21 protein-coding genes and 3 tRNA genes are annotated in these 21918 nt (G+C 65.6%); 17 read left to right on the top strand and 7 right to left on the bottom strand.

What is annotated here, in order from left to right; genetic code table 11:
• Window positions 1-75 precede the first annotated feature (75 nt).
• From infA to P0Y59_21250, 7 genes are all read left to right on the top strand, one after another.
• Complete coding sequence (infA, locus tag P0Y59_21280) at window positions 76-294, top strand: translation initiation factor IF-1 (GenBank protein WEJ99420.1); 219 nt, start codon at window positions 76-78, stop codon at window positions 292-294.
• 11 nt (window positions 295-305) lie between these two features.
• Complete coding sequence (locus P0Y59_21275; GenBank protein ID WEJ99419.1) at window positions 306-875, top strand: Maf family protein; 570 nt, start codon at window positions 306-308, stop codon at window positions 873-875.
• Entirely contained in the window at window positions 868-1839 is a 972-nt protein-coding gene (locus P0Y59_21270) for a ribonuclease (protein ID WEJ99418.1), read from the top strand. The genes P0Y59_21275 and P0Y59_21270 overlap by 8 nt, the downstream gene beginning before the upstream one ends.
• A 1-nt stretch (window position 1840) precedes the next feature.
• Entirely contained in the window at window positions 1841-2038 is a 198-nt protein-coding gene (gene yacG, locus P0Y59_21265; protein ID WEJ99417.1) for a DNA gyrase inhibitor YacG, read from the top strand.
• A gap of 40 nt (window positions 2039-2078) precedes the next feature.
• A tRNA-Phe gene (locus P0Y59_21260) sits at window positions 2079-2154 on the top strand.
• 184 nt (window positions 2155-2338) lie between these two features.
• Window positions 2339-2743: a DUF2147 domain-containing protein gene (locus P0Y59_21255; protein ID WEJ99416.1), complete on the top strand. Its 405-nt coding sequence runs from the start codon at window positions 2339-2341 to the stop codon at window positions 2741-2743.
• Between the two features lie 80 nt (window positions 2744-2823).
• Window positions 2824-4716, top strand: coding sequence for a RiPP maturation radical SAM C-methyltransferase (locus P0Y59_21250; GenBank protein ID WEJ99415.1), 1893 nt, complete (start codon window positions 2824-2826; stop codon window positions 4714-4716).
• On the opposite strand, the gene P0Y59_21245 is transcribed toward P0Y59_21250, so the two are convergent.
• Window positions 4713-5570, bottom strand: coding sequence for a hypothetical protein (locus P0Y59_21245; protein WEJ99414.1), 858 nt, complete (start codon window positions 5568-5570; stop codon window positions 4713-4715). The two genes, P0Y59_21250 and P0Y59_21245, sit on opposite strands and share 4 nt — an antisense overlap.
• A gap of 158 nt (window positions 5571-5728) precedes the next feature.
• Between P0Y59_21245 and P0Y59_21240 the strand changes: the two genes are divergently transcribed.
• A complete protein-coding gene (locus tag P0Y59_21240; protein WEJ99413.1) occupies window positions 5729-7651 on the top strand; it encodes an asparagine synthase-related protein in 1923 nt (640 codons plus the stop codon).
• Window positions 7652-7702: 51 nt separating this feature from the next.
• On the opposite strand, the gene P0Y59_21235 is transcribed toward P0Y59_21240, so the two are convergent.
• Window positions 7703-8017, bottom strand: a complete 315-nt coding sequence (locus P0Y59_21235) for a PqqD family peptide modification chaperone (GenBank protein ID WEJ99412.1) — start codon at window positions 8015-8017, stop codon at window positions 7703-7705.
• Window positions 8018-8252: 235 nt separating this feature from the next.
• Window positions 8253-8411: a hypothetical protein gene (locus P0Y59_21230; GenBank protein ID WEJ99411.1), complete on the bottom strand. Its 159-nt coding sequence runs from the start codon at window positions 8409-8411 to the stop codon at window positions 8253-8255.
• Between the two features lie 350 nt (window positions 8412-8761).
• On the opposite strand from P0Y59_21230, the gene P0Y59_21225 reads away from it, so the two are divergent.
• On the top strand, window positions 8762-9862 hold the full coding sequence (locus P0Y59_21225) for an FUSC family protein (protein WEJ99410.1): 1101 nt from the start codon (window positions 8762-8764) through the stop codon (window positions 9860-9862).
• 1 nt (window position 9863) lies between these two features.
• Here P0Y59_21225 and P0Y59_21220 read toward each other — a convergent pair whose 3' ends face one another.
• Window positions 9864-10556 (bottom strand): alpha/beta fold hydrolase, encoded by a 693-nt coding sequence (locus P0Y59_21220; GenBank protein WEJ99409.1) that lies wholly within the window; start codon window positions 10554-10556, stop codon window positions 9864-9866.
• Window positions 10557-10561: 5 nt separating this feature from the next.
• On the bottom strand, window positions 10562-12154 hold the full coding sequence (rtcR, locus tag P0Y59_21215; protein ID WEJ99408.1) for an RNA repair transcriptional activator RtcR: 1593 nt from the start codon (window positions 12152-12154) through the stop codon (window positions 10562-10564).
• 270 nt (window positions 12155-12424) lie between these two features.
• On the opposite strand from rtcR, the gene P0Y59_21210 reads away from it, so the two are divergent.
• The 5 genes from P0Y59_21210 (at window position 12425) to rtcA (ending at window position 17234) form a co-directional block, all read left to right on the top strand.
• Window positions 12425-12502, top strand: a tRNA-Pro gene (locus tag P0Y59_21210).
• 14 nt (window positions 12503-12516) lie between these two features.
• A complete protein-coding gene (locus tag P0Y59_21205; GenBank protein WEJ99407.1) occupies window positions 12517-14064 on the top strand; it encodes an RNA-binding protein in 1548 nt (515 codons plus the stop codon).
• A 484-nt stretch (window positions 14065-14548) separates the two neighbouring features.
• Window positions 14549-14621: transfer RNA gene (locus P0Y59_21200), tRNA-Ala, on the top strand.
• 208 nt (window positions 14622-14829) lie between these two features.
• Window positions 14830-16056: an RtcB family protein gene (locus tag P0Y59_21195; GenBank protein WEJ99406.1), complete on the top strand. Its 1227-nt coding sequence runs from the start codon at window positions 14830-14832 to the stop codon at window positions 16054-16056.
• A 164-nt stretch (window positions 16057-16220) separates the two neighbouring features.
• Complete coding sequence (rtcA, locus tag P0Y59_21190) at window positions 16221-17234, top strand: RNA 3'-terminal phosphate cyclase (GenBank protein ID WEJ99405.1); 1014 nt, start codon at window positions 16221-16223, stop codon at window positions 17232-17234.
• A 7-nt stretch (window positions 17235-17241) separates the two neighbouring features.
• Here the strand turns inward: rtcA and P0Y59_21185 are convergent, their stop codons facing one another.
• Window positions 17242-18642 carry a cell division protein FtsZ gene (locus P0Y59_21185; protein ID WEJ99404.1) on the bottom strand — a complete coding sequence of 467 codons (1401 nt, stop codon included), beginning with the start codon at window positions 18640-18642 and terminating at the stop codon, window positions 17242-17244.
• 319 nt (window positions 18643-18961) lie between these two features.
• On the opposite strand from P0Y59_21185, the gene P0Y59_21180 reads away from it, so the two are divergent.
• Entirely contained in the window at window positions 18962-19597 is a 636-nt protein-coding gene (locus tag P0Y59_21180; protein WEJ99403.1) for a division/cell wall cluster transcriptional repressor MraZ, read from the top strand.
• Between the two features lie 553 nt (window positions 19598-20150).
• Window positions 20151-20771 (top strand): response regulator, encoded by a 621-nt coding sequence (locus P0Y59_21175; protein ID WEJ99402.1) that lies wholly within the window; start codon window positions 20151-20153, stop codon window positions 20769-20771.
• Window positions 20772-20779: 8 nt separating this feature from the next.
• Here P0Y59_21175 and P0Y59_21170 read toward each other — a convergent pair whose 3' ends face one another.
• Entirely contained in the window at window positions 20780-21130 is a 351-nt protein-coding gene (locus tag P0Y59_21170) for a hypothetical protein (protein WEJ99401.1), read from the bottom strand.
• A gap of 357 nt (window positions 21131-21487) precedes the next feature.
• Here P0Y59_21170 and P0Y59_21165 point away from each other — a divergent pair, with 357 nt between their 5' ends.
• Window positions 21488-21916 carry a response regulator gene (locus P0Y59_21165; protein ID WEJ99400.1) on the top strand — a complete coding sequence of 143 codons (429 nt, stop codon included), beginning with the start codon at window positions 21488-21490 and terminating at the stop codon, window positions 21914-21916.
• Window positions 21917-21918 lie beyond the last annotated feature (2 nt).

Raw genomic sequence — 21918 nt, 5'->3', positions numbered from 1 at the left:
GGCGGGTGCTTCCCTTTTGGCTGCTTTGCGGCTAAGGCCCGCGCTCACTTATTCCCAACATCGCTAGAGGTTTGTTTGGCCAAGGAAGAATTGCTCGAAATGCGCGGCCAGGTGGTGGAGCTTCTGCCCAACGCCATGTTCCGCGTAAAACTCGAAAACGATCACGAAATTCTCGGCCACACCGCCGGCAAGATGCGCAAGAACCGCATCCGCGTGCTGGTGGGCGACGAGGTTCTTGTCGAACTGACCCCGTACGACCTGACCAAGGGTCGCATCACCTACCGCTTCAAATAAGCAGCGGGCCTGTGCGGCTCGTTCTTGCCTCCACCTCCCCGCGCCGGCGCGACCTTCTTGCGCGGCTTGGTGTCGAGCCGGCGCGTGTCGCCGACCCAGCCATTGACGAGACGCCGTTGCCCGGCGAGCTGCCGCGCGCCCATGCCCTGCGCCTGGCCGAGGCCAAGGCCCGCGCCGTCGAGCGCGCACCCGACGAGATCGTGCTGGCCGGCGACACGGTAATCGCGCTGGGCCGCCGCATCCTGGGCAAGGCCGAAAACGAGCCTGAGCTGCGCCGCATGCTCGGCCTGCTTTCCGGCCGGCGCCACCATTGCCTCACCGCCGTCTGCGTGGTCGATGCCACCGGCAAGGCACGCACCCGCCTGTCCGACACGATCGTCGCGTTCAAGCCGCTGAACGGGGCCGAGATCGACGCTTATGTCGCGAGCGGCGAAGGGCTTGGCAAGGCGGGCGGCTATGCCATCCAGGGCCGGGCCGAGGCGTTCGTGCGCTTCCTCTCCGGCAGCCATTCCGGGGTGATCGGCCTGCCCCTGTTCGAGACCCGCGCGCTGCTCGCCGCGGCCGGGATACCTCTTGGCTGAGCACGCGTCCGCCGAATGGTTGTACGAGGCCGGGATCGGCGAGGCGCGTGCGGCGCTGGTCGAGGACGGCGCGATCGTCCAGGCGCTGATCGAGATCGACAGCGATTTTCCCCGACTCGGCGCGGTGCTCGCCGCGCGGCTGGTCGAGATCACCGTCAAGGGCCGCGAGGGCCGGGTGACGATCGAAGGCGGCGGCGAGGCGATGCTCTCCCCGCTGCCCGCCGGCATCACCCAGGGAGCGGCGCTGACGGTCGAAATGATCCGCGAGGCGATCCCCGAGACTGGTCGCGCGAAACTTGCCAGGGTCGCTCCGGCCGAGCCCGGCGCTATCCCAGCCCCCGGACCCGACCTGCTCGCGCGGATCACCGCGTCGGGACAGCCGCTACGCACCCTGCGCGCGCACGAACCTGACGCGCTGGAGGCAGCAGGCTGGTCCGAGGTGCTTGAAGAAGCACTAAGTGGCGACATCGCCTTTCCCGGCGGCGCGCTGCGCCTGTCGCCGACGCCAGCGATGACGCTGTTCGATGTGGATGGCCATCCACCGCTCGAGACGCTCGCGGTCAACGCGGCTCATGCGGTGGGTGCGGCGATCCTGCGGCACGATATCGGCGGCTCGATCGGCATCGACTTTCCGACGATCGAGGGCAAGGCCGCACGCCAGGCAGTGGCGGCGGCGATCGACGCGGCGCTGCCGCCTCCGTTCGAGCGCACCGCGATGAACGGCTTCGGTTTCTTGCAGATCGTGCGCCGGCGCGCGCGCGTGTCGCTGCCCGAACTGCTCCGCGCCGACCGCGCGGGCGCCGAGGCGCGCGCGCTGCTCCGCGCGATCGAGCGCACGCCCCCGCCGGGCATCCGGCACCACAAAGTGACCCCGCGCGTTCTGGCCTGGCTGACGGCGCGTCCCGCGCTTGTCGCCGAACTGGCGCGCCGCACCGGCATGCACCATGATTTCGAGGCGAGCTGACATGGCGAAGAACGACAAATGCCCGATCTGCGGCAAACCAGCCGCCGCTGAGCACACCCCGTTCTGCAGCCGCGGCTGCCGCGACCGCGATCTCCTGCAATGGCTCGGCGAAGGGTATCGCCTTCCTGCAGGGCCCGCCGATCCGGAAGAATCATCGACTGCATCACGCGGGCTGGACAGCGCCAACGACGCCGATTAAGAGGCCCGCTCTTTCCGGCGCCCGTCAGGCGCGCCGGCATGCCCGGGTAGCTCAGTTGGTAGAGCATGCGATTGAAAATCGCAGTGTCGGCGGTTCGATCCCGTCCCCGGGCACCATCCTTTCCCTTCCACCCTTTCTTCCGCAATGCCGACCACGGCAAGGACGGCGCCGTCGAGATGTGACCGGCGCGCCGAAGCGCGCGAATCCTGCGTGCAATGTCCGGAAGACGGCCAACTGTCATCCGCGGTTCAGCTTCGTAGCGATAATTTCCCCTGCCCTTTACCCAGGGAGGATGATTCCATGCGGAAGGTCGCCGCGCTTCTCGCCGCCGTGATTATGCTTGCCGCTGCCGGTCCGGCGGCTGCGGCCAGCGCGCCCCCGGGCGTCTGGGCCAACCCGTCCGACAGCGTGCGCGTCGCCTTCAGGCGGTGCGGCGAGGCGATCTGCGGCACGGTGATCTGGGCGAACGCCAAGGCCGAGGCAGATGCCCGGCGCGGCGGCACCGACCGGCTGGTCGGCACCATGCTGTTCCGCGATTTTGTCGAAGAAGACCCGCATCGCTGGAGCGGCGAAGTCTATATCCCCGATATCGGACAGAGCCTGTCGGGCACGATCACCCAGATCGATGCGCGCACCCTCGTGGGCGAAGGCTGCGTGTTCGCCGGGTTCGGCTGCAAATCCCAGACATGGAAGCGTCTGAAATAGCCGGTCGATCGAACGGCAAGAGCTAGATCCATTCCGGCGCGAACGGCGGGCATAGCTTGCATTCGGCGCTCGCGCGACGGATGCTTCGTCCTTACGGACAGCCGATGGGCAGCCAGCAGGATCGGAGCAACACGACGATGGGGATCGAACCGGCGGAGCCCGCCTCCTCCTGCGACATCTGCCTGGTCGTGCCGCCGTTCGACGCGATCAATTTCCCCGCGCTCGGCACCGCGATCCTGGCCACGGCTTGCCGCGCCCGCGGGATGAGCGTGACGATCGTCTATGGCAGCATCCTGCTCGCCGCCGAGATCGGCTATGACGATTATTGCCGGATCTGCGATTCGCCCATCCGCACCATGATGGGCGAACGGCTTTTCCGCCCATACGCCTTTCCGCCCGAGATCGAGCGGACCATCCCGGACGGCGAGCCGCTGACGGGAAATGGGCAGGCTGTTTTCGATCGCGCCGCCCCGCTGATCGATCCGTTTCTCGACGACCTCGCCGATCGGGTGCTCGCGTTGCGCCCGAAGCTTATCGGCATCGCCTCGACCTTCCAGCAGAACCTGGCCGCCGGCGCGACCGCACTCCGGCTGAAGGCCCGCGCGCCTGACCTGCCCATCGTACTGGGCGGCGCCAATGTATCGACCCCGATGGGCGAGGGGCTGGCCCAGGTCTTTCCATGGATCGACCGGTTCGTGTCGGGCGAGGCCGATCTCGTCTTCCCGGCGCTGTGCGAGACCTATCTCAAGACCGGCGCGCTGCCGGACGAGAAGCTGGTCGCCTGCGGGCCGATCGACGACATGCGCGTGGTCCATACGCCCAATTTCGCTGATTATTTCGCGGTGTTGCGCGAATGCCAGGCGGCGGGAAAGCTGCCGATGAGCCTGCCCGAATTCCTGACGCTGGAAAGCTCGCGCGGGTGCTGGTGGGGGCAGAAGAACCATTGCGTGTTCTGCGGCCTGAACGCGCTCGGCATGGATTTCCGCAAGAAGGACGCGCGGCGGGTCTTCCGCGAGCTCAAGGACCTTACCGAGACCTGGGGGGTGAAGCGAGTCGCTGCCTCCGACAACATCATGCCGCTCAACTATCTCGACGAGTTGATGCCGGCGCTCGCCGCCTGGGAGGAGCGCCCCCACCTCTTCTACGAGGTCAAGGCGAACCTGCGCGAGGACCAGATGGACGTGCTGGCGGCGGGCGGGGTCAACGCGATCCAGCCGGGCATCGAATCGCTGTCGTCACGGCTGCTGAAGCTGATGCGCAAGGGCGTGTCGGGGCACCAGAACATCGCCTTGCTGCGCCATTGCAAGGCGCGCAACATCAGTGTCGGCTGGAATTATATCTACGGTTTTGTCGGGGAAGAGATCGCCGATTATGACGGCGTCATCGAGATGATGCCCAAGATCGAGCATCTGGAACCGCCGACAGGGTGCAACCAGATCATCATCGACCGCTACAGCCCCTATCACACCGCCCACAAGGAGCTCGGGATCGGCGAGATCACGCCCTACCCCTCCTATTACGCGCTCTACCCGCCAGATGCCCCGCTGATGGACATCGCCTATCATTTCAAGGGTTCCTACACGACGCCGCTGCTGTCGAGCCCGGCTGATGTCGAGCGGCTGTGCACGGCCATCGAGCGCTGGCGCGAACGGTGGCGGACACCGCCACACGCGCCCGCGCTGCGCCTGCTGCCGCGGCCGAACGGCGCGGTGATCGTCGATACGCGGAGCATCGCGCGCGAGAAGCTGACCATCATCTCACGGGAGCAGGACGAGGCGCTGAAGGTGCTTGACCGCGCCAAGCCGCTCGATGCGCTCGATCCCGAGACGCGCGCGCAGGTCCCGTTCCTGCTCGAACGCGATTTCGTGATCGAGCATGAGGGCTTGCTGCTTACCGTCGTAACCCGCCCGAGAGTACTGGCGCGGCCCATCGCGGCGAGGTCGGCCGACCAGGCCGAGATGCAGGCAGCCTAGACGGGGCGCTCGCGCGCGAGGGTCGCGACCGTCGCAGCGACGCTGTCGGCAAGTTCCTCAACCGACAGCGCCTTCGCACCGCCAAGGCCGAACAGCCTGCAATCCGCGGCCATGCGCCTGACGAGATCGAACTGCGCGCGCTGGCCGCCCATCGGCTTCACGAATTGCGGGCGGCAGGCATGGCGAAGAAGCAGGCCCATCCGGTCGGCCCCCTCGACCGGCCGGCATCCGGGCGCGGTGCCGGGCTGCAGCTCGAAGATCGCGGACAGGCGGACCGGCTCGGCATGGGCCGGTGCCGGAAGATAATATTTGTCCATGACCGCCGATACGCGCCGCAACGTGGCGGGGGCGACGCCGATCAATGCACAGGCATCGCCCCAGAGCTTGATCTGACCGGAGCTCGGCCAGGCGAGCGGTGCCCCGGTAGCGGTGCTGACGCGCGTGGTATCATCAGCAACCAGCCCCCAGCCACGCCGGCTCAGGGCTGCCGCAAGGGTCGATTTGCCGTTGCCCGACGCCCCGCAGATGGCAATCGCGCCGATCCCGTCCGGTGGGACCAGGCTGGCCGCGTGCAGGGGATATTCGCCCCGCTGGTGGATGAGGGCGGCGCGTGCGCTGCCGTTCATCACCTGAGTGAAGATTCCCGGATCAGCGGCAGGATCGATCGAGAAATCGACCGACCGGCCGTCGCGAATCAGGAAGCTGCCAAGTGCCGGGATGACGATCAGCAATTCACCCGGCCTCGCCTCGCTATATTGCCCGGCCGGCTCACTACCCGGCAGGGAAGACGGCAGTGTCGCGACCTGGCGCAGGACAATATCGGGCAGGCCCGGCAAAAATTCGGTAAGTTCCACGCCGAAGCAGCTAGGCAATAAGCCGGCCAAAGGAAAGTTCTGGCGAAGGAATTGTCACCGGAAGCATCCCCAGTTGCATATTGCGGGTGAAAGGGGACATTGGCGGCGCCGATGCTTGACGTTTTCCAACCCCTTTCCCGCACCATGGCGGAACCGCGATGACGGCACTCGCCGGCATGTGGCGCTTCGACGCGCGCCCGGATGCAGGTGATGCCTGCACCAGCATGCTCGCTGCCCAGGCGCTGTACGGACCGCATGGCGCGGCCGGCTGGTCCGATGGGCCGATCGCGCTCGGCCGCCGGATCTTCCGCGTGCTGCCGGAGGACGTGCATGACGATGCGCTCCAGACTGGCGCCGGCGGACGACTGGTGATGGCGGCCGACGTCAGGCTGGACAATCGCGACGAGTTGCTCGCCACGCTGGGGGTCGAGAACGATCGCGCCCGGACCCTGTGCGACGCGGCCGTGCTGATGGCCGCCTATGAGCGATGGGGCGAGGAAACGCCTGATCGACTGTCCGGCGACTTCGCCTTCACCGTCTGGGATCGGGAGCGCCGGCGCCTGTTCCTCGCGCGCGACTTCATGGGTCATCGGCCGCTGCATTTCCATCGCGGCAAAGGATTCTTCGCCCTCGCCTCAATGCCGAAAGGCCTGCACGCCCTGGCCGAGATCCCCTATGCGCCCGACGAACGGCGCGCGGCCGAATTCCTGACGCTGATGCCGGAGGGTGATTCGCGCAGCTTCTTCGAGGGCATCGAGCGCGTCCAGGCAGGCCATGCCGTGGTCGTGACCGCTGACGAGGTGACGACCCGACCTCACTGGCAACCACGGCGCGAGCGACTGAAGCTGCGCAGCGCTGACGACTATGCGGCGGCGATGCGCGATCTGGTCGATGAAGCAGTGCGCGTCCGCCTGCGCCGCGCGGCGCGGCCGATCGCCGCGCATCTCAGCGCCGGCCTCGACAGCGCGGTGGTCGCCGCCTCAGCCGCGCGGCTGATGGCGCCGGCCGGCGAAAGGCTGACTGCCTATACCGGCGTGCCGCGGCGGGGCTATGACGGGCCGGTTCCGGCCGGCCGGATCGCCGACGAAGGTCCGCTGGCGGCAGCGACGGCCGGGCTCTACCCCAATATCGACCATGAACGGATCAGCGCGACGCGACCGCTGCTCGATTCGCTCGACCGCAATTTCCACCTGTTCGAACAGCCGATGCTGAACCTCTGCAATAGCTGGGTGCTGGCGATCAACGATGCCGCCCGGTCAGCCGGAATATCGGTCCTGCTGAACGGCCAGATGGGCAATTTCAGCATCAGCTACACGGGATCTGAAGCGCTGGCCGAACTGTTCGCGTCGGGCCGGTGGCTGCGACTGATACGCGAAGGGCGCGGCCTGGTGCGGAACGGGGGCATGCGGTGGCGCACGATCGCGGGGAAAGCGATCTCGCCCTTCCTACCTGAAGCCCTGCTTCAGCGCCTGAGGCAGACCCCACCTGATATCCATGGCTATTCCGCGATCAGCCCGGAGCGGCTCCGTGCGCTCAACCTTGCGGCACAGGCCGAATCGCGCGGCCTGGATTTCACCTATCGCTCGCGGGCTGACGGTTTTTCCACGCGGCTATGGGCGCTCCGCCGGATCGATCTCGGCAATGTCAACAAGGGCGTGCTCGGCGGCTGGGGGATCGACCAGCGCGACCCCACGGCGGATCGGCGGCTCGTTGAATTCTGCCTGTCGGTGCCGAGCGAACAGTTCCTGGCAGGCGGCGTATTCCGCGGGCTTGCCCATCGGGCGTTCGCCGACCGCCTGCCCGCGCCGGTGCTGGCGGAACGACGCCGGGGCCTTCAGGGCGCCGACTGGCACGAAGGGCTTTCCGCATCTCGGGCCATGGCCGCGGAGGAACTCGACCGGCTCGACGAGTGTGCGCCTGCCGCTGCAGCGCTCGATCTGTCACGGATGCGGCAACTCGTCGCGACCATGCCGACGAGTGGATGGGAGAAGGATTCGGTGATGCAGGCCTATCGCCTGGCGCTGCTGCGCGGTCTTTCGACCGGGCATTTCCTGCGCAAGGCGATGCGTTCGAACCATTGAGCCCCGACCACCGAGGCATGTCACGCCCCTCCGGCAGGACATCACCCGGACTCAGGGGTCGGGGGTGATCTCCACCAGGTCTTCGCGGACCATGGCTTCAAGCATTGCCACCACCTGCTGTTCGCAGGTTGTGGCATCCACGTCATATTCGCGCTGCAGGATAGCGCAAATCTCGGCGACCTTGATCGGAGCGGCGGTCAGCTGCCAGACGCGCGAGCCGACCGGATTCAGGCCGAAACACACACCTTTCGCCGCGTTCATCGCGACGACTTCTCCGTCCATTTCGGCGTCGACCGCGTCGCTGTGATGGACGGCGGAGCAGGAAGGCTTGATAGAAATGTGGGCTGTCTTTTCAAAGGGCTCCAACGGAACCGCCTGCCGGTAGGATGGTGCCGGCAGGAAAATCCCGAAAGTAGCGCAACGTCGGTTTCAGCGTCTTGGCGCCGCCCGCTTTCGCGCGATGATGACTACGCCTTCCTGAGAACAGGAACCGAATCATCGCGAAACCGCGCTTGATGTCGAACCTCGCGGATCGACCGGCGACCTGAAGCAAGCGCGGCGGCTGGAAATCAGACGGGCCTCACGCCCGACAATACCTGCCTTAGGAAAGCAGGATCAGGATTTCCGGGCCGTTATTGATACCGCTCTCGGTGCTGTCGGCATCGATGCTGTAGAAGCTCGGCGCCTGCCACGGCTTCTTCACGATATCGGTTCCATTTTCGGAATCCGATCCAGTGATGTTGCGAGCGTCTTCAGACATGGTCGTCTCCAAATTTCCCGGTGCTAAACGCCACCCGGCCCTACCAATATCAACGATAAAGTCCATCTCCGGTGCCACAATAACTGAGCTAGTTCTTCACTTTTTGCAATGCCGCATACATCCATTCTGGTGGGAAAAATCAGTATCCGCCAAAGATTCGAGGTACGAAGCACATCGCGACAGGTCATTTCTGGCCCGAAACGCTCCCTCGCGCGACGACCTCCCCGCCGTTCCACGTCGAATCGCACGAGCCGTTCGCGCATCAGGCGACATCGGCTCGAGCCGCGTCGTCACCTGGTCGACCAATGGTTCGGCTATGCGCGCACGCCACAAAAAAGCTATCTGGCCCGATGTATCGCCGTAAGCTGATCGAGCGCATCGACGCGCGAATGGTCGACGAGCTGGAATGCGTTGGTTCAGTGCTCCTCGCGATCATTGCCGCGCACGCGATCGGCGCCACCAATATCTCATGGGCGGCATTCTCCGGCTATATGGTGATGCGCGGGCATGTCGCCGATACGCTGTCCCGGGGAGCATTGCGGATCATCGGCACGATCGCCGGCGGCCTGCTTTCGCTGGCTGCGACGCCGTTTCTTACCCCAAGCTTGCCGCTCGCCGCGCTTGCCCTGGCGCTGATCGGTACAGCAAGCCTCTACGCCGCGCTGACGGCGAAACGGGCTTATGCCTGGCTATTCTTCGGACTCACCTTCGCGATGGTGGTTTTCGACAAGATCGACCACCCCGAGATCGCGCTCGGTGCCTTTGTTGAAACACGCATCCTGGAGACGCTCGCAGGAACGCTTGCCTGCGTGGCGGTCAGCCTCGCATCCGGCGCTACCCTGCGCCGACGCTGGCCAGCGAGCCGCGCGCCCCAGGCGCAGAGAGCCGGATGGCACCCGGACGCATTGCGCCTTGCCTTACAGGGAGGCGCCGCACTGGCGGCGCTGGCGCTCCTGTCGGGCTGGCTGCCCCTCCCCGCGCTCGCTCAATCCGCCGTCACGATCATGGCCGTGATGCTCGTACCGGCGAGCGGGATCGGCCCCAGCGGCTTCCGCCCGGTCAGCGCCCGCATTGTGCAACGCTTTGTCGGCTGCATTGCCGGTGCGCTATTGGCTGCGCTGTTCCTGTTCACGACATTCCTGTTCACACCGCAGGCGCCCGCACCGCTGCTGATCCTGGGCACGATCGTCGGCGTCGCGACCGGGCGCCATCTGGAAAATGGCGATCATTCGCACCGCTATGTCGGGACCCAGTTCACCCTCGCGATTCTCATCACCCTGGTGCCGGACAGCTATGCCAGCGCGACGATCATGCCGGGGCTTGAGCGATTGTCCGGCATCCTGATCGGCATGACGGTGCTCGAACCGATCCTCCTCGCCTGGCATGTCTTGAGCCCGTCCCGACGGGCTGGCGGCACCGGAGCCCGGCCGGACGAGCCCGGCGACATCTGAGTTACGCCACGAGCCAGTCGCGCAAGACGGCCGTCGTCTCGTCCGGCCTTTCAAGTGCCGGAAGATGGCCGCAGTCGCGGAAGCGGTGAAGGCGAGCCCCCGCCACGCGGCACCGGATATCCTCGGCTTCGTCAGGCGGCGTCAGCACATCGCCGTCGCCAACGGCGACAAGCGTCGGCACCGCGATGTCGGCCAGAAGCGGTCGACTGTCGGGCCGGCCGAGGATCGCTTTTTGCTGGCGCAGAAAGGCGGCGCCCCCGACTCGCTCCGCCATCGCCTTGACAGTCTCCGCCACGGCCGAATGGAGCAAGCTTTCGTGGATCAGCTGCGGCAGAAGCCGGTCCGTCACGCCGCGGAAACGCCCAAGCTTGAGCGATTCGATACCCGCCCGGCGTTCAGCGGCCCGTTCAGACGAATCGGGCGCGGCACTGGTGGCGATCAGCGCCAGGCGCTCGATCCGCCCGGGCGCCTGGCGCAGCATCTCGAGCGCGACATAGCCACCCATCGACAGCCCGATCAGGGCGAAACGCGGCGGCGCCGCCGCAAGCGTTCTCCGCGCCATCGCCTCCGCGCTGTCATCCAGCGTCAGATCGGCAACGAACGGCGCCACCAGATCCGCCAGTCCGTCGATCTGCGCGCGCCACAAAACCGCATCGCAGAGCAGCCCTGGCAGGAAGACGGTTGGCTGGAGCATGTGCGTCATCCGGAAACCTGGCTCCACTCCAATCCGAATCGGGTGAGATATTTGCGCAACCGGTCCGCGTCGTTGGACGATGTCCGCCGGGCTCGCGATGCCGCGAACAGCGCACGACCCGCCTCGGACAGGGAACGGCTGCGGCGGCAGGTTGCGACGACATGGGCAAGCTGCACCCGGTCGAACGGGTCGAGCGCCGCCAACGCCACGTCACCGAGCAGCGGGTCGAGCCCGTCATCGTCGCCCTTAGTCTCCGACGCCCATAGCCGCGTCAGCCGCGCGATTTCGCTCGCCACGCCGTCGCTGTCGATCCGGCCCTTGGGAGAGAAAGTGGCCATGCGCGTGACGCTCGCCGCCAGATCGCGGAAATTGCCGGCCCAGATCGCATCCAGGCTCGTCGCGAAGGCGAGATAACGCTCACGCGCTTCCTTGTTGAAGGTGACGCGGGTGCCCTCGCGCTCGGCGAATCGATCCAGCTCGTAATCGAGATTCGGCTCGATATCCTCGCGGCGTTCGGCAAGGCTAGGAAGAACGAAAGTCCAGAGGTTGAGCCTGGCATAAAGATCGTCGCGGAACCGCCCTTCCGCCACTGCCCGGCCGAGATCGCGATTGGTGCCGGCGATAAGCTGGAAGTCGGACGAGACCTCCTTGTCGGCGCCGACCGGGAGGAAACGCTTGTCCTCGATCGCGCGCAGGATCATCGCCTGCTCGTCCAGGCCAAGCTCGCCGATCTCGTCGAGGAACAGCATGCCGGTATCGGCGGTGCGCAGCAGGCCGGGGCGATCGGCGGCGGCACCGGTGAAGGCGCCTTTCTTGTGCCCGAACAGGGCGGACATCGCGCCGTCGCCCCTGAGCGTCGCGCAGTTCACCTCGACGAACGGGCCCTGCACCTGGTGCTTGAGCTTCTTCAGCTCATAGATGCGCCGGGCGAGCTGGCTCTTGCCGGCGCCGGTCGGGCCGATCAGCAGCACCGGCGCCCGGCTGCGCACCGCGACCTGCTCGATCTCGTCGATCAGCCGGTTGAAGGGGGCGTTCTTCGTGTCGATGCCGGATTTCAGGAAGGACGTGCTCTCGGCACTCGCAGCTGCGAAGCGGGTCGCGATGCTGTCATAGCGCGAGAGATCGAGATCGATGATGTTCCAGGTGCCGGGCGCGCCGGTCGGCATGCCGCGAAAGGGTTGAGTCTGGAGCAGGCGGCCGGGCAGGTAATGCGCCTCGGTCAGGAGGAACAGGCAGATCTGCGCGACATGGGTTCCGGTGGTGATATGGACGAGATAGTCCTGCGTCTCCGGATCGAAGGCGAAGCTGCGCGTGAAATCGAGCAGCTTGCCGTACACTTCCTCGAAATCCCACGGATCGGCGAAGTTAATGATGTGCCGGTCGACCGTTGTTTCGGGCGACACGCTAGCGATATCCTCCGCGATAAATTCGGCCAGGCGTCGATGGGCATCGCCGTGGAGCATCACGAACCGATCGACGCGCAGATCCTCGTGCATGGTCAGCCCGACGGAAGGTCGCCACTTGCTCCAGCGCGACGGACCGAACTTGCTCGCGTCGAGTGTCGAGCCGAGGAATCCGATGACAGTGAGCGGCTTCATACTTTTATATAATAGGATAAAAACATAGTCTGGTCGATAGAAATATCGCGGAGCGGGAGGAAGCGCGGCTAGAGCGACATTTGAGCACCCAAGGATAATTTCATTATGTATCAATGCCTTGATTTTATTTTAGCACCCCGCCGACCGAACTGGCACGCCCGCTGCAATACCCATCATGTCACGCCGGTTCGTCGAACATCCGGCATGACGGCGCGGACTAGGGGCGGCCAGAATAGGCCGGTCGCCCCGGATCTGCAGAGTTTGGATCGGCAGGGCGTAGCTCAGGCAGCGCAGAGCACCGGTCTTGGGCACCGGGGGTCGCTGGTTCAAATCCAGCCGCCCTGACCAGAAGGATGGAGACGATGGCCAACAAGGGACTTTTCGCTTCGGCGATCGCAAAGCTGCTCCCGGCCGCGAACATCGTGAATCGAGAGGGAGCGTCGGCTTATGCCTATGGCGCCGAGGCGAAGCTCGCCCAGCTTGCGGCGACCGGCACGCTCAGCGACAACTTCTATGCCACCGCCGAGACTCACCTCGCCGAGGTGCTGGCAGCGGCAAAGGCGGTCGATCCGATGTTCGTCGCCAAAGCGGCGGTCTATGCCCGCAAGGCCGGCGCGATGAAGGACATGCCTGCCCTGCTCGCCGCTTATCTGACGGTGGCGGAGCCTGACCTTGCCGTGCGCGTCTTCGGGCGCGTGATCGACAATGGCCGGATGCTTCGGACCTTCGTGCAGATCATGCGATCAGGCCAGATCGGGCGAACCTCGCTCGGCACCCGGCCGAAGCGACTGGTGAAGCTGTGGCTGGAGCAGGCCTCGATGCGCGACCTGATGGCGGCCGCGACGGGGAATGACCCGTCGCTCGCCGATGTCGTCCGGATGGTTCACCCGAGCCCGAGGGACGAGACCCGGCGTGCCTTTTACGGCTGGCTGATCGGCAAGCCCTATGATGTCGCGGCGCTCCCCGTGGAGATCGCGGCGTTCGAGGACTGGAAGCGCGCTTCTTCAGGAGCGTTGCCGCCGGTGCCGTTCCAGTGGCTCACCGCTTTTCCGCTGACCGCGGGGCAATGGGGCGAACTGGCTGGCACGATGGGCTGGCAGGCGCTGCGGATGAACCTGAACACCCTGGCGCGCAACGGTGCGTTCGCGGTGGACGGGGTCACTGCGGCGGTTGCAGCCCGGTTGTCCGATCCGGAGGCGCTCCGCAAGGCGTGGGTCCTGCCCTATCAGTTGATGGTGGCGCTTGATTCGACCGGAGAAAGCGTGCCGTTGAAGGTCCAGGCGGCGCTTGAGGATGCGCTCGAGGCTTCGGTCTCGAACGTGCCGATAGTGTCCGGCAACGTGGTCGTCTGCCCCGACGTGTCGGGATCGATGGCCTCGCCCGCGACTGGCTACCGCAAGGGTGCCACATCGAAGGTCTCGTGCACCCAGGTCGCGGCGCTTGTCGCGGCTGCAATGCTCAGGACCAACCGCCAGGCGCGCGTGCTGCCGTTCGAGCAGCGTGTGGTGAAGGTGAAGCTCGATCCGTTCGCCCGTCTAGCCGTGAACACGGCGAAGCTGGCGGCGTTGGGCGGTGGCGGGACCAGCGTTTCGGCGCCGCTTGCCCAGCTCAACGCGGAACGGGCGGCCGTCGATCTCGTCGTAATCGTCTCGGACAATGAATCCTGGGTGGACAACACCGGGGGCAAGTCGACCGCGACGATGCGCGAATGGGACCAGATCGTTCGGCGCAACCCGCGGGCAAAGCTCGTCTGCGTCGACATCCAGCCGCACGGCACGACGCAAGCGTCGGGCCGGCCGGAGATTCTCAATGTCGGAGGTTTCTCCGACGCGGTGTTCGACACCATCGCGCGCTTCGCCTCAGGCGACACGCGGGACTGGGTCAGCATCGTCAACGCAATGGAGGTATAAGAACAGGTCGTGGCGAATGCCGGTGGGACTACATGTCACCAGGGGAAACCCGCACGTCCAGAGTAGAGCGCCCGAACGTCAGCGATGATGAACGGGAGATGGGGTTCGAGGCCCCCCGCAGACACGGTAGCTCAAAGGACAGTCTCGCTATTCCTCGTCGCCACGACCGCGACCTGTCAATCGTCATGCCGGACTCCGGCATCCACCGATCCGCTTGATCCCCGCCCGGGGCGCTTGCGGGCCAGTGGACCCCGGAACAAGTCCGGGGTGACGATGTGAGTGAGGGAGCATCTGAACAGAAAAGCACGGCGAATGCCGGTCGGACTACATGTGTCGCGGGTTCGAGTCCCGCCTTGCCGAAAGGCTTGTAGCTCAGCTGGGTAGAGCAATAGCGTCCGGCCAACACCTCGTCGCCTTGCCCCTCCTCTTCCCTTCCTCGGCGAAGGCCGGGGAAGATTAGAGTGTACGAAATCAAGCTGGCGAATGCTGGCGGGACTACAGGTTAGAGCACCTGCTTTGCTAGCAGGAGGTCGGTGGTTCAACTCCACCCCCGGCAACGGGTAGCTCAGAGGAAATGTCTCGCCGAACCTTGTCGCCAGCACCAGAAGTACGTCGGCGAATGCCGGTGAGACTACAGGTAGAGCAGCCGCTTTCGGGCGGTCCGTCGGTGGTTCAATCCCACCCCCGGCAACGGGTAGCTCAGATCGTCTCATCAAACCTCGTCGCCGCGGCTGCGACATGCAAGAAAGACAACAGGAGGTCACGATGACCGAAGCGAATTTCGAGTACAGCAAGGCCGAGGGCGCCTATCCGGTGAAGATGTGGACGCGCGGCGTGCCGGTCGACGACAAGGCGCGCGCTCAGCTCGCCCGGGCGGCGCAGATGCCGTTCATCTTCCGCCATGTGGCGGCGATGCCCGACGTGCATGTCGGCATCGGCGCGACCGTCGGCTCGGTCATACCGACCAAGGGCGCGATCATCCCGGCGGCGGTCGGCGTCGACATCGGCTGCGGCATGATGGCGGCGCGCACCTCGCTCGTCGCGAGCGACCTTCCGGACAATCTGGAGGGCGTGCGTGCGGCGATCGAACGTGCGGTGCCGGTCGGCCGGCAGGTCGGGCGCGGCAATCGCGACACGGGGTCGTGGGGCGACCCGCCGGCGGAGATCGTCGAGGCCTGGGCGACGCTTGCGCATCGCTTCGGGCAGATCGTCGCCAAATATCCGCGGCTGGGGAAGACGAACAACCTCGTCCATCTCGGCACCCTTGGCACGGGCAACCACTTCATCGAAGTCTGCCTCGATACCGAGCAGCGGGTATGGGTGATGCTCCATTCGGGCTCGCGCGGCGTGGGCAATGCAATCGGCAGCTATTTCATCGAGCTGGCGAAGCAGGACATGCGCAAATGGCACATCAACCTGCCCGATCAGGACCTTGCGTACTTCCCGGAAGGGACCGACCATTTCGACGACTATGTCGAGGCGGTCGGCTGGGCGCAGGATTTCGCGGCGCTCAACCGGCGCATGATGATGGCCAACGTGATCCGCGCGATCCGGACGGTCATCGCCAAGCCGTTCGATGCCGAGCTGGAGGCGGTCAACTGCCATCACAATTATGTGACGCGGGAAAACCACTTCGGCGAGAATGTGCTCGTCACCCGCAAGGGGGCGGTGCGCGCGGCGAAGGGCGTGCTGGGGATCATCCCGGGCTCGATGGGCGCGAAATCGTTCATCGTGCGCGGGCTGGGCAACCCGGAATCGTTCGACAGCTGCAGCCATGGCGCCGGCCGGGTCATGTCCCGCACCGAGGCCAAGAAGCAGGTGTCGCTCGCCGAGCATATCGCCGACACGGCGGGCGTCGCCTGCCGCAAGGACGAGGGCGTGATCGACGAGAGCCCGCGGGCGTACAAGCCGATCGAGGCGGTGATGGCGGCGCAGGCCGACCTGGTCGAGATCGTCCATACGCTGAAGCAGGTGGTGTGCGTGAAGGGCTAATCTTTCCCTCTCCCCTTGTGGGAGAGGGAGGGAGGAGCGAAGCGACGGAAGGGTGAGGGGATGAGGCTCGTGACTGGGCCACCAAGTCCCCCTCACCCTTCCCATCGCCGCGCGATGAGCCCCTTCCCTTTCCCACAAGGGGAGAGGGAGAAGGAAGAAGAACAATGATCGTCATCGACGGATCGGAAGGCGAAGGCGGGGGGCAGGTCGTGCGCAATGCGTGCGCGCTGTCGCTCGTCACCGGCCAGCCTTTCCGAATCACGAACATCCGTGGCAGGCGCGAGAAGCCCGGGCTGATGCGCCAGCATGTCACCGCCATCGCGGCCGCCTGCACAATCGGCGGCGGCGAATGCGAGGGCCTGAATGTCGGATCGCGCGAGATGCTGTTTCGGCCGGGCAAGGTAGCGGCCGGCGACTATCGCTTCGCGGTCGGCACGGCGGGGAGTACCGGACTCGTCCTCCAGACTATCCTGATGCCGCTGCTGCTCGCCGACGGGCCGTCGCGGCTCGTGCTTGAGGGCGGCACGCACAACATGCTCGCGCCGCCGTTCGACTTCATCGACCGGGTATTCCTGCCGATCGTCAACCGCATGGGGCCGCGCGTCTCGGCGCGGCTGGTGCGGCATGGCTTCTACCCACGCGGCGGCGGACGGATCGAGGTTGAGATCGAGCCCGCACCACTGGTGCGGGTCGTGTGCGCGGAACGCGGCGCGATGCTGTCCTGCTCAGCGACGGCGCTCTACACCGGACTGCCCTTCGATGTCGCTGACCGCGAGATCCGCATGGCGAAGAAGCTGCTCGACTGGCCCGAGCGCGCCTTTTCCGTACGCGAGCTGCCGGAAGAATATGGGCCGGGCAACATCCTGCTGCTCGAATCGGTCTATGAGCATGTCACCGAGATGGTCAGCGGTTTCGGCAAGCTCGGCGTGCCTGCCGAGCAGGTGGCAAAGCGCTCGGTGGGCCGGATGAAAGGCTATCTCGAGTCGACGGCGTTCGCAGGACCTTATCTTGCCGACCAGTTGCTGCTGCCCTTCGCCATCGCCGGTGGCGGGGTGTTCACCACCGTGAAGCCGAGCCAGCATACGACCACGGCGGCCGACATCATCCAGATGTTCCTGGATCGTCGGACCACCTTCCAGCACGAGGCCGGCGGCACGCACCGCGTGACGGTGAGCTGATATCGATTCAGCCCATGCCGAGGTGTTGCGGCACGCCGCGGGTAACGCGGATCATGCGTGCAGGCGGCGCTGGCAGCAGGGGCACGACCGGCTGCCGGTGCCAGCTTCGCTTCAGTTCGCGCGTCGCGAAATAGATGCGGTCGACCAGGCTGGCCTTGCCGCGCGAGCGGACCGGCCCCCTGGCCAGCGGACGCTCAGCGGCGAGATCGAGATCGAGTCTGTAGGTACTGTTGAGGATCAGCACGTCGCGATCGGGCTCGACACCGACCGGTTCGGGGACCCGGGCAGCGGCGGGCTCGACGAGCGGCGCAGCTTCTTCCCGTCCCACGGCGGCGATCGTCGCCACATGGTCGGCCTCGCCCGGCACAGGGGCCAGCACCGGCTGCAGGACCGGGGCCATCGGCACAGTCACCTGGCGGGCGACTGACGCAGGCATATCCTCAAGCGTCTCGCGCGGCGGCAGGCCCGCCGCGGTGATGCCGATGCGTATATGGCCGTCGAGCGCGGGATCGACCACCGAGCCCCATACCAGTTCCGCGCCGCCATCCACATTCGCGCGCAGATGGGCGACCGCCTCCTCGATCTCGAACAGGCCGAGATCAGCGCCGCCCGCGATCGTCACCAGCAGGCGCTGTGCGCCACGTGGCGCATCTTCCAGCAACGGATTGCGCAACGCCGACTCGGCCGCGCGCATCGCACGCCCCCGACCATTGCACCGCTCGCCATAGCCGATCACCGCCCGCCCACCGGATATCAGCGTCGAGCGAATGTCGGCGAACGTCAGGCGCTTCAGCGCCGGCCCCGCAACCAGCCCCGCGAAATCGGTCGCGCTATCGCACACGATCGAATCGGACAGATGGAGCGCGCCGCGGAAACTTGTGTCGGGACCGGCGACATGCAGCAGATGCTCGTTGCAGACCACGACCAGCGCGTCGACGCTGTCCTCGAACTCAGCGACGCCCGCTGCGGCCAGACGCGTGCGGCGCATGCCCTCGAACGCAAAGGGCTTGGTCGCGATGCCGATCGTCAGGATGCCGCGTTCCCGCGCTGCCCGGGCGATGACGGGTGCCGCGCCTGTGCCGGTGCCACCGCCGAACCCGGCCGCGACGAAGCAGAGCGAGGTTCCGTCGAGCGCCGCGAGTATCTCGGGCAATGCCTCGCGTGCAGCGGCACGGCCGACCTCAGGCCTGGCACCGGCACCGAGGCCGCCGGTAAGATGACGGCCGAGCTGGATCTGGCTGGCGGCCGGCACCGAGCGCATGGCCTGCATGTCGGTATTGGCACAGATGATCTTCATGCCATGACCGGGCGCGCTGAACAGCCGGGACACGGCATTTCCCCCGGCGCCGCCCACGCCGAAAAGCGTCACCCCTATCTCATCGCCCGGATTCGGTTGCTGCTGGCTCATATTGGCCTCCTCGACCGGCGGGACTCACCATCGCCGGTACCGGATCGCTAATCAGAGAAGACATGGTTAAACAGGCCGTAGAATCACAGTAATCATTAAATACTCACGCCAATCTACCTAAGTAATCATCCGATACGTGCTCCCCGCCGAATCAAATCGCCGCCCGGAGCGCCCCTTCACTGGCGACGGCCACGAGAATCGGGTCCAATTACGCAGAATCGCGGCTACGCGATTCCACGATATAGTAGTTTTACGCGCTACGCCGGACCGGTCATGATTCGTTAACCATGTTGCTCAACGACAAGGGGTAGCGGGCAACATGGACGAGCTCTTCATCGGCAGCGCGATCTGCGAAATGACCAGCGGGGGCGAGATCCTTTTGCCGCGCAGCTTCCACGAGACCGCGCGGCAAAGGGCAATGGGGGGCCAGCTCTTCGTCGGCCTGCACGAGGAATCGCGGTGCCTGGTCGTCTATGACAAGGCCTTCGCCGCCCAGCAGCAATGGGATTTCGATACCCGCCGCGCGGCATTCATCGGGTCTAACCTCGACGCCCATTATACCCGGCTTCGCCGGACCTTCGGATTCGTCGAGGAGATCATGCTCGCGCCCGACGGCATGATGACGCTCGGGCCGCTGATGCGCGAACGCGGCAATATCGGCGATTCGGTACTCCTGGTGGCAACCGGACAGCGGTTCGAGATCTGGGACCTGGAATTCGCCCTCTCCCGCGGCCCGTCAGAATTGATGAAGCTCGCCTCCCTCCACCTCAAAATCCATATCGCCAACGAGGAACGCCATGTCCCTGCCTTGTCGCCTGTCGAGTCACGCCGCCGCGCCGCAAGTGCTGCGCAACCAGGGCTTCGCGTTCAGCAGATGCCGGCGGTGCGGCCGCGACATGATCCGATCCTTGGGGTCGTCGGAGACGAAATGGCGAACCGTGCCCGCGGGATTTAGGGTCGACTGGAAAAACGCCGGCGTGAATCGAGCGCTGGATGACGGCCGGCGCGCGTCACTCCCAAGAAGGGACATGGGCTCATCCCTTATAGTTGATTTCCTGCGCATCACGGCGGCGGCACTATATTGGAAAATCCGCGACCATGCCTCCGAACCGCTCTCTCATAACGACGTAGTACTGCGCATTTCTGGATCGTAGGACAATTTACCGGAGCAACCCCGGCACTGGCCCGCCGAACGATTGGTAAACGCCTCACTAACTACAATGCATCGCAGCAAATCTTCATTTTGGTTGTATTTCCGAATCAGCGAACAGAAACTGCCCCGTGTGGCATTTTGCTTCAGGCCTGTTATGGATGTTCATAGACATGTTCGCGTGGACAAGGGGTGCAGGCAGGTTGGACGGGAACCCCCGCACACACTCAGCGAGCCCGGCGTGGCGCTTCGCGCCCGGCTGGCCGGCAGGCGCGATAGTGCCGCACACCTCCCTGGGCACGGCCCACCAGGTGAGCGGCCGATCTCATGGACAGCAGGCGCTGGAGGAGTTCGAGCGATGACCCGAAGCATCTATCTTGTCGACGACGACGATGCTGTCCGTGCGTCCCTGCATAGCCTGTTGTCGCTGCAGTCGGACCTGCTGGTCCGCAGCTTCCGCAGCGGCGACATGTTCCTGACCAGCGCATCCGATCTCGATCCCGGCGTGCTCCTGCTCGATTTCCACATGCCCGGATCGAACGGGATCGACGTGCTCAACGCGCTGCAGGACGCGGAGCCGAAGAAATATGCGTCGGTGATCCTGACCGGCGAGGGCAATGTCGGGCTGGCGGTCCAGGCGATGAAGGCAGGCGCGCTCGACTTCATCGAAAAGCCCTATGAGGCCGAGACGCTGCTGCGCACGGTCGACGCAGCCTTCTCCCGCCTGGCCCAGGACAGCGCCGCCGCCAATCATGCGGAACAGGCAAGGGCCAAGATCGACGGCCTCTCGCCGCGCGAGCGCGATGTGCTGATGGGTTTGATCGAGGGCCGGGCCAACAAGGTGATCGCCTATGAACTGGATATCAGCCCGCGCACCGTGGAAATCTATCGGGCCAACCTGATGACCAAGCTCGGGGTCAGGAGCCTGCCCGAGGCTTTGCGCATCGCCTTTGCGGCCGGGCTGATCCCGCAACCCTGACAAACCCGTCAGGCGCGCGCCAGGCGCCACCGCGCCAGCGTTTCGGCCACGCCCGTCAGCGCCTGCCCGTGACGGACGATGCTGAGCGGGTCTCCGGCATCGCCTTCTTCGGTATCGTCGGCCAGCGCGATGACGCCGCGCCAATGCCTGCTGGCCGCTACCGCCTGGAGCCGTCCACCCAACGTCGCCTTGTCGATCACCAGAATCCGGGGCGCCGGCGCGACGCGGCGGATATAGGGATCTTCCGGATCGGCCTCGAGCGTGACGAGGCTCTCGCCCTGCAGCGACAGGCGCGCGGTCAGCGCACTGCGCAGGCCGCCATCACGCACGATCAGGACAAGCAATTCCTTTGACGTCACGACAAAGCCGATCTCGATAGGTGCAATCCCCCGCCGCAAGGGTAATCGCGCCCGGTAGGGTCATCTGCTTGGGGAAACCACGTAACCGACGGCGGCGGCGCCTCGACGCGGCATCGATAGATGACGCCGGATGGTTACCCGAGGGTTGCCGGGGGCTTATGTAGATTCCCGCATGTTCATGTCCGCCTTGTCTGTGGTCCGTATCCCGGACTAGTCTTGGCGCGGGCGCTGGCCTGACCATGGCTGAGACCGGCGGGAGTTGACGATGACCCGACTGCGCCTTTCGTGGTTTCACCACGGTCCCGGCAGAAAACCGGCCGCCCCGTGCGACCGGCCGGTTGCCCGAAGGGCAGTCCGATGAGCGCAACGTCGCCGGGCAGCGTCCTGATCATCGACGATTCACTGACGGTGCGCGCGATCATCGAGGAGATGCTGTCCAGCGACAGGGACCTGCGGGTTGTCGGGTCGGCCGCTGATATCGATACTGCCCGCATGCTGATCCGGCAGCATCAGCCGAGCGTGATCACGCTCGACCTCGCGATGCCGGGGATCGACGGCATGACCTTTCTGGACGAACTCGCGGCGAGCCCGCACGCGCCGGTGCTGGTCGTTTCCTCACACACGAGGGATGGCAGCGACACTGCGCACGAAGCGGTCGCGCGCGGCGCCGTCGCCTGTTTCGACAAGGCGCATCTTGTCAGCCACGCCAAGGACTTCCGGCGGGCACTCAAGAAATCGGCCAGATCGAAACCGCGTCAGCCTGGTCTGGCCGCCCCCTCCACCTGAGC

Source organism: Candidatus Sphingomonas phytovorans (genome assembly GCA_029202385.1).
In the GTDB taxonomy this organism is placed as follows: Bacteria; Pseudomonadota; Alphaproteobacteria; order Sphingomonadales; family Sphingomonadaceae; genus Sphingomonas; species Sphingomonas phytovorans.
This window is presented reverse-complemented; position numbering and strand designations above follow the sequence as displayed.

Excerpts from the sequence above, each read along its gene's own strand:
- P0Y59_21250 (WEJ99415.1), top strand. The coding sequence starts at position 2,824 with ATGCTTCGTCCTTACGGACAGCCGATGGGCAGCCAGCAGGATCGGAGC.
- P0Y59_21175 (WEJ99402.1), top strand. The coding sequence starts at position 20,151 with ATGACCCGAAGCATCTATCTTGTCGACGACGACGATGCTGTCCGTGCG.
- P0Y59_21225 (WEJ99410.1), top strand. The coding sequence starts at position 8,762 with ATGTATCGCCGTAAGCTGATCGAGCGCATCGACGCGCGAATGGTCGAC.
- rtcA (WEJ99405.1), top strand. The coding sequence starts at position 16,221 with ATGATCGTCATCGACGGATCGGAAGGCGAAGGCGGGGGGCAGGTCGTG.
- P0Y59_21185 (WEJ99404.1), bottom strand. The coding sequence starts at position 18,642 with ATGAGCCAGCAGCAACCGAATCCGGGCGATGAGATAGGGGTGACGCTT.
- P0Y59_21240 (WEJ99413.1), top strand. The coding sequence starts at position 5,729 with ATGACGGCACTCGCCGGCATGTGGCGCTTCGACGCGCGCCCGGATGCA.
- P0Y59_21165 (WEJ99400.1), top strand. The coding sequence starts at position 21,488 with ATGAGCGCAACGTCGCCGGGCAGCGTCCTGATCATCGACGATTCACTG.
- P0Y59_21180 (WEJ99403.1), top strand. The coding sequence starts at position 18,962 with ATGGACGAGCTCTTCATCGGCAGCGCGATCTGCGAAATGACCAGCGGG.
- P0Y59_21230 (WEJ99411.1), bottom strand. The coding sequence starts at position 8,411 with ATGTCTGAAGACGCTCGCAACATCACTGGATCGGATTCCGAAAATGGA.
- P0Y59_21255 (WEJ99416.1), top strand. The coding sequence starts at position 2,339 with ATGCGGAAGGTCGCCGCGCTTCTCGCCGCCGTGATTATGCTTGCCGCT.
- P0Y59_21205 (WEJ99407.1), top strand. The coding sequence starts at position 12,517 with ATGGCCAACAAGGGACTTTTCGCTTCGGCGATCGCAAAGCTGCTCCCG.
- yacG (WEJ99417.1), top strand. The coding sequence starts at position 1,841 with ATGGCGAAGAACGACAAATGCCCGATCTGCGGCAAACCAGCCGCCGCT.
- rtcR (WEJ99408.1), bottom strand. The coding sequence starts at position 12,154 with ATGAAGCCGCTCACTGTCATCGGATTCCTCGGCTCGACACTCGACGCG.
- P0Y59_21195 (WEJ99406.1), top strand. The coding sequence starts at position 14,830 with ATGACCGAAGCGAATTTCGAGTACAGCAAGGCCGAGGGCGCCTATCCG.
- P0Y59_21220 (WEJ99409.1), bottom strand. The coding sequence starts at position 10,556 with ATGCTCCAGCCAACCGTCTTCCTGCCAGGGCTGCTCTGCGATGCGGTT.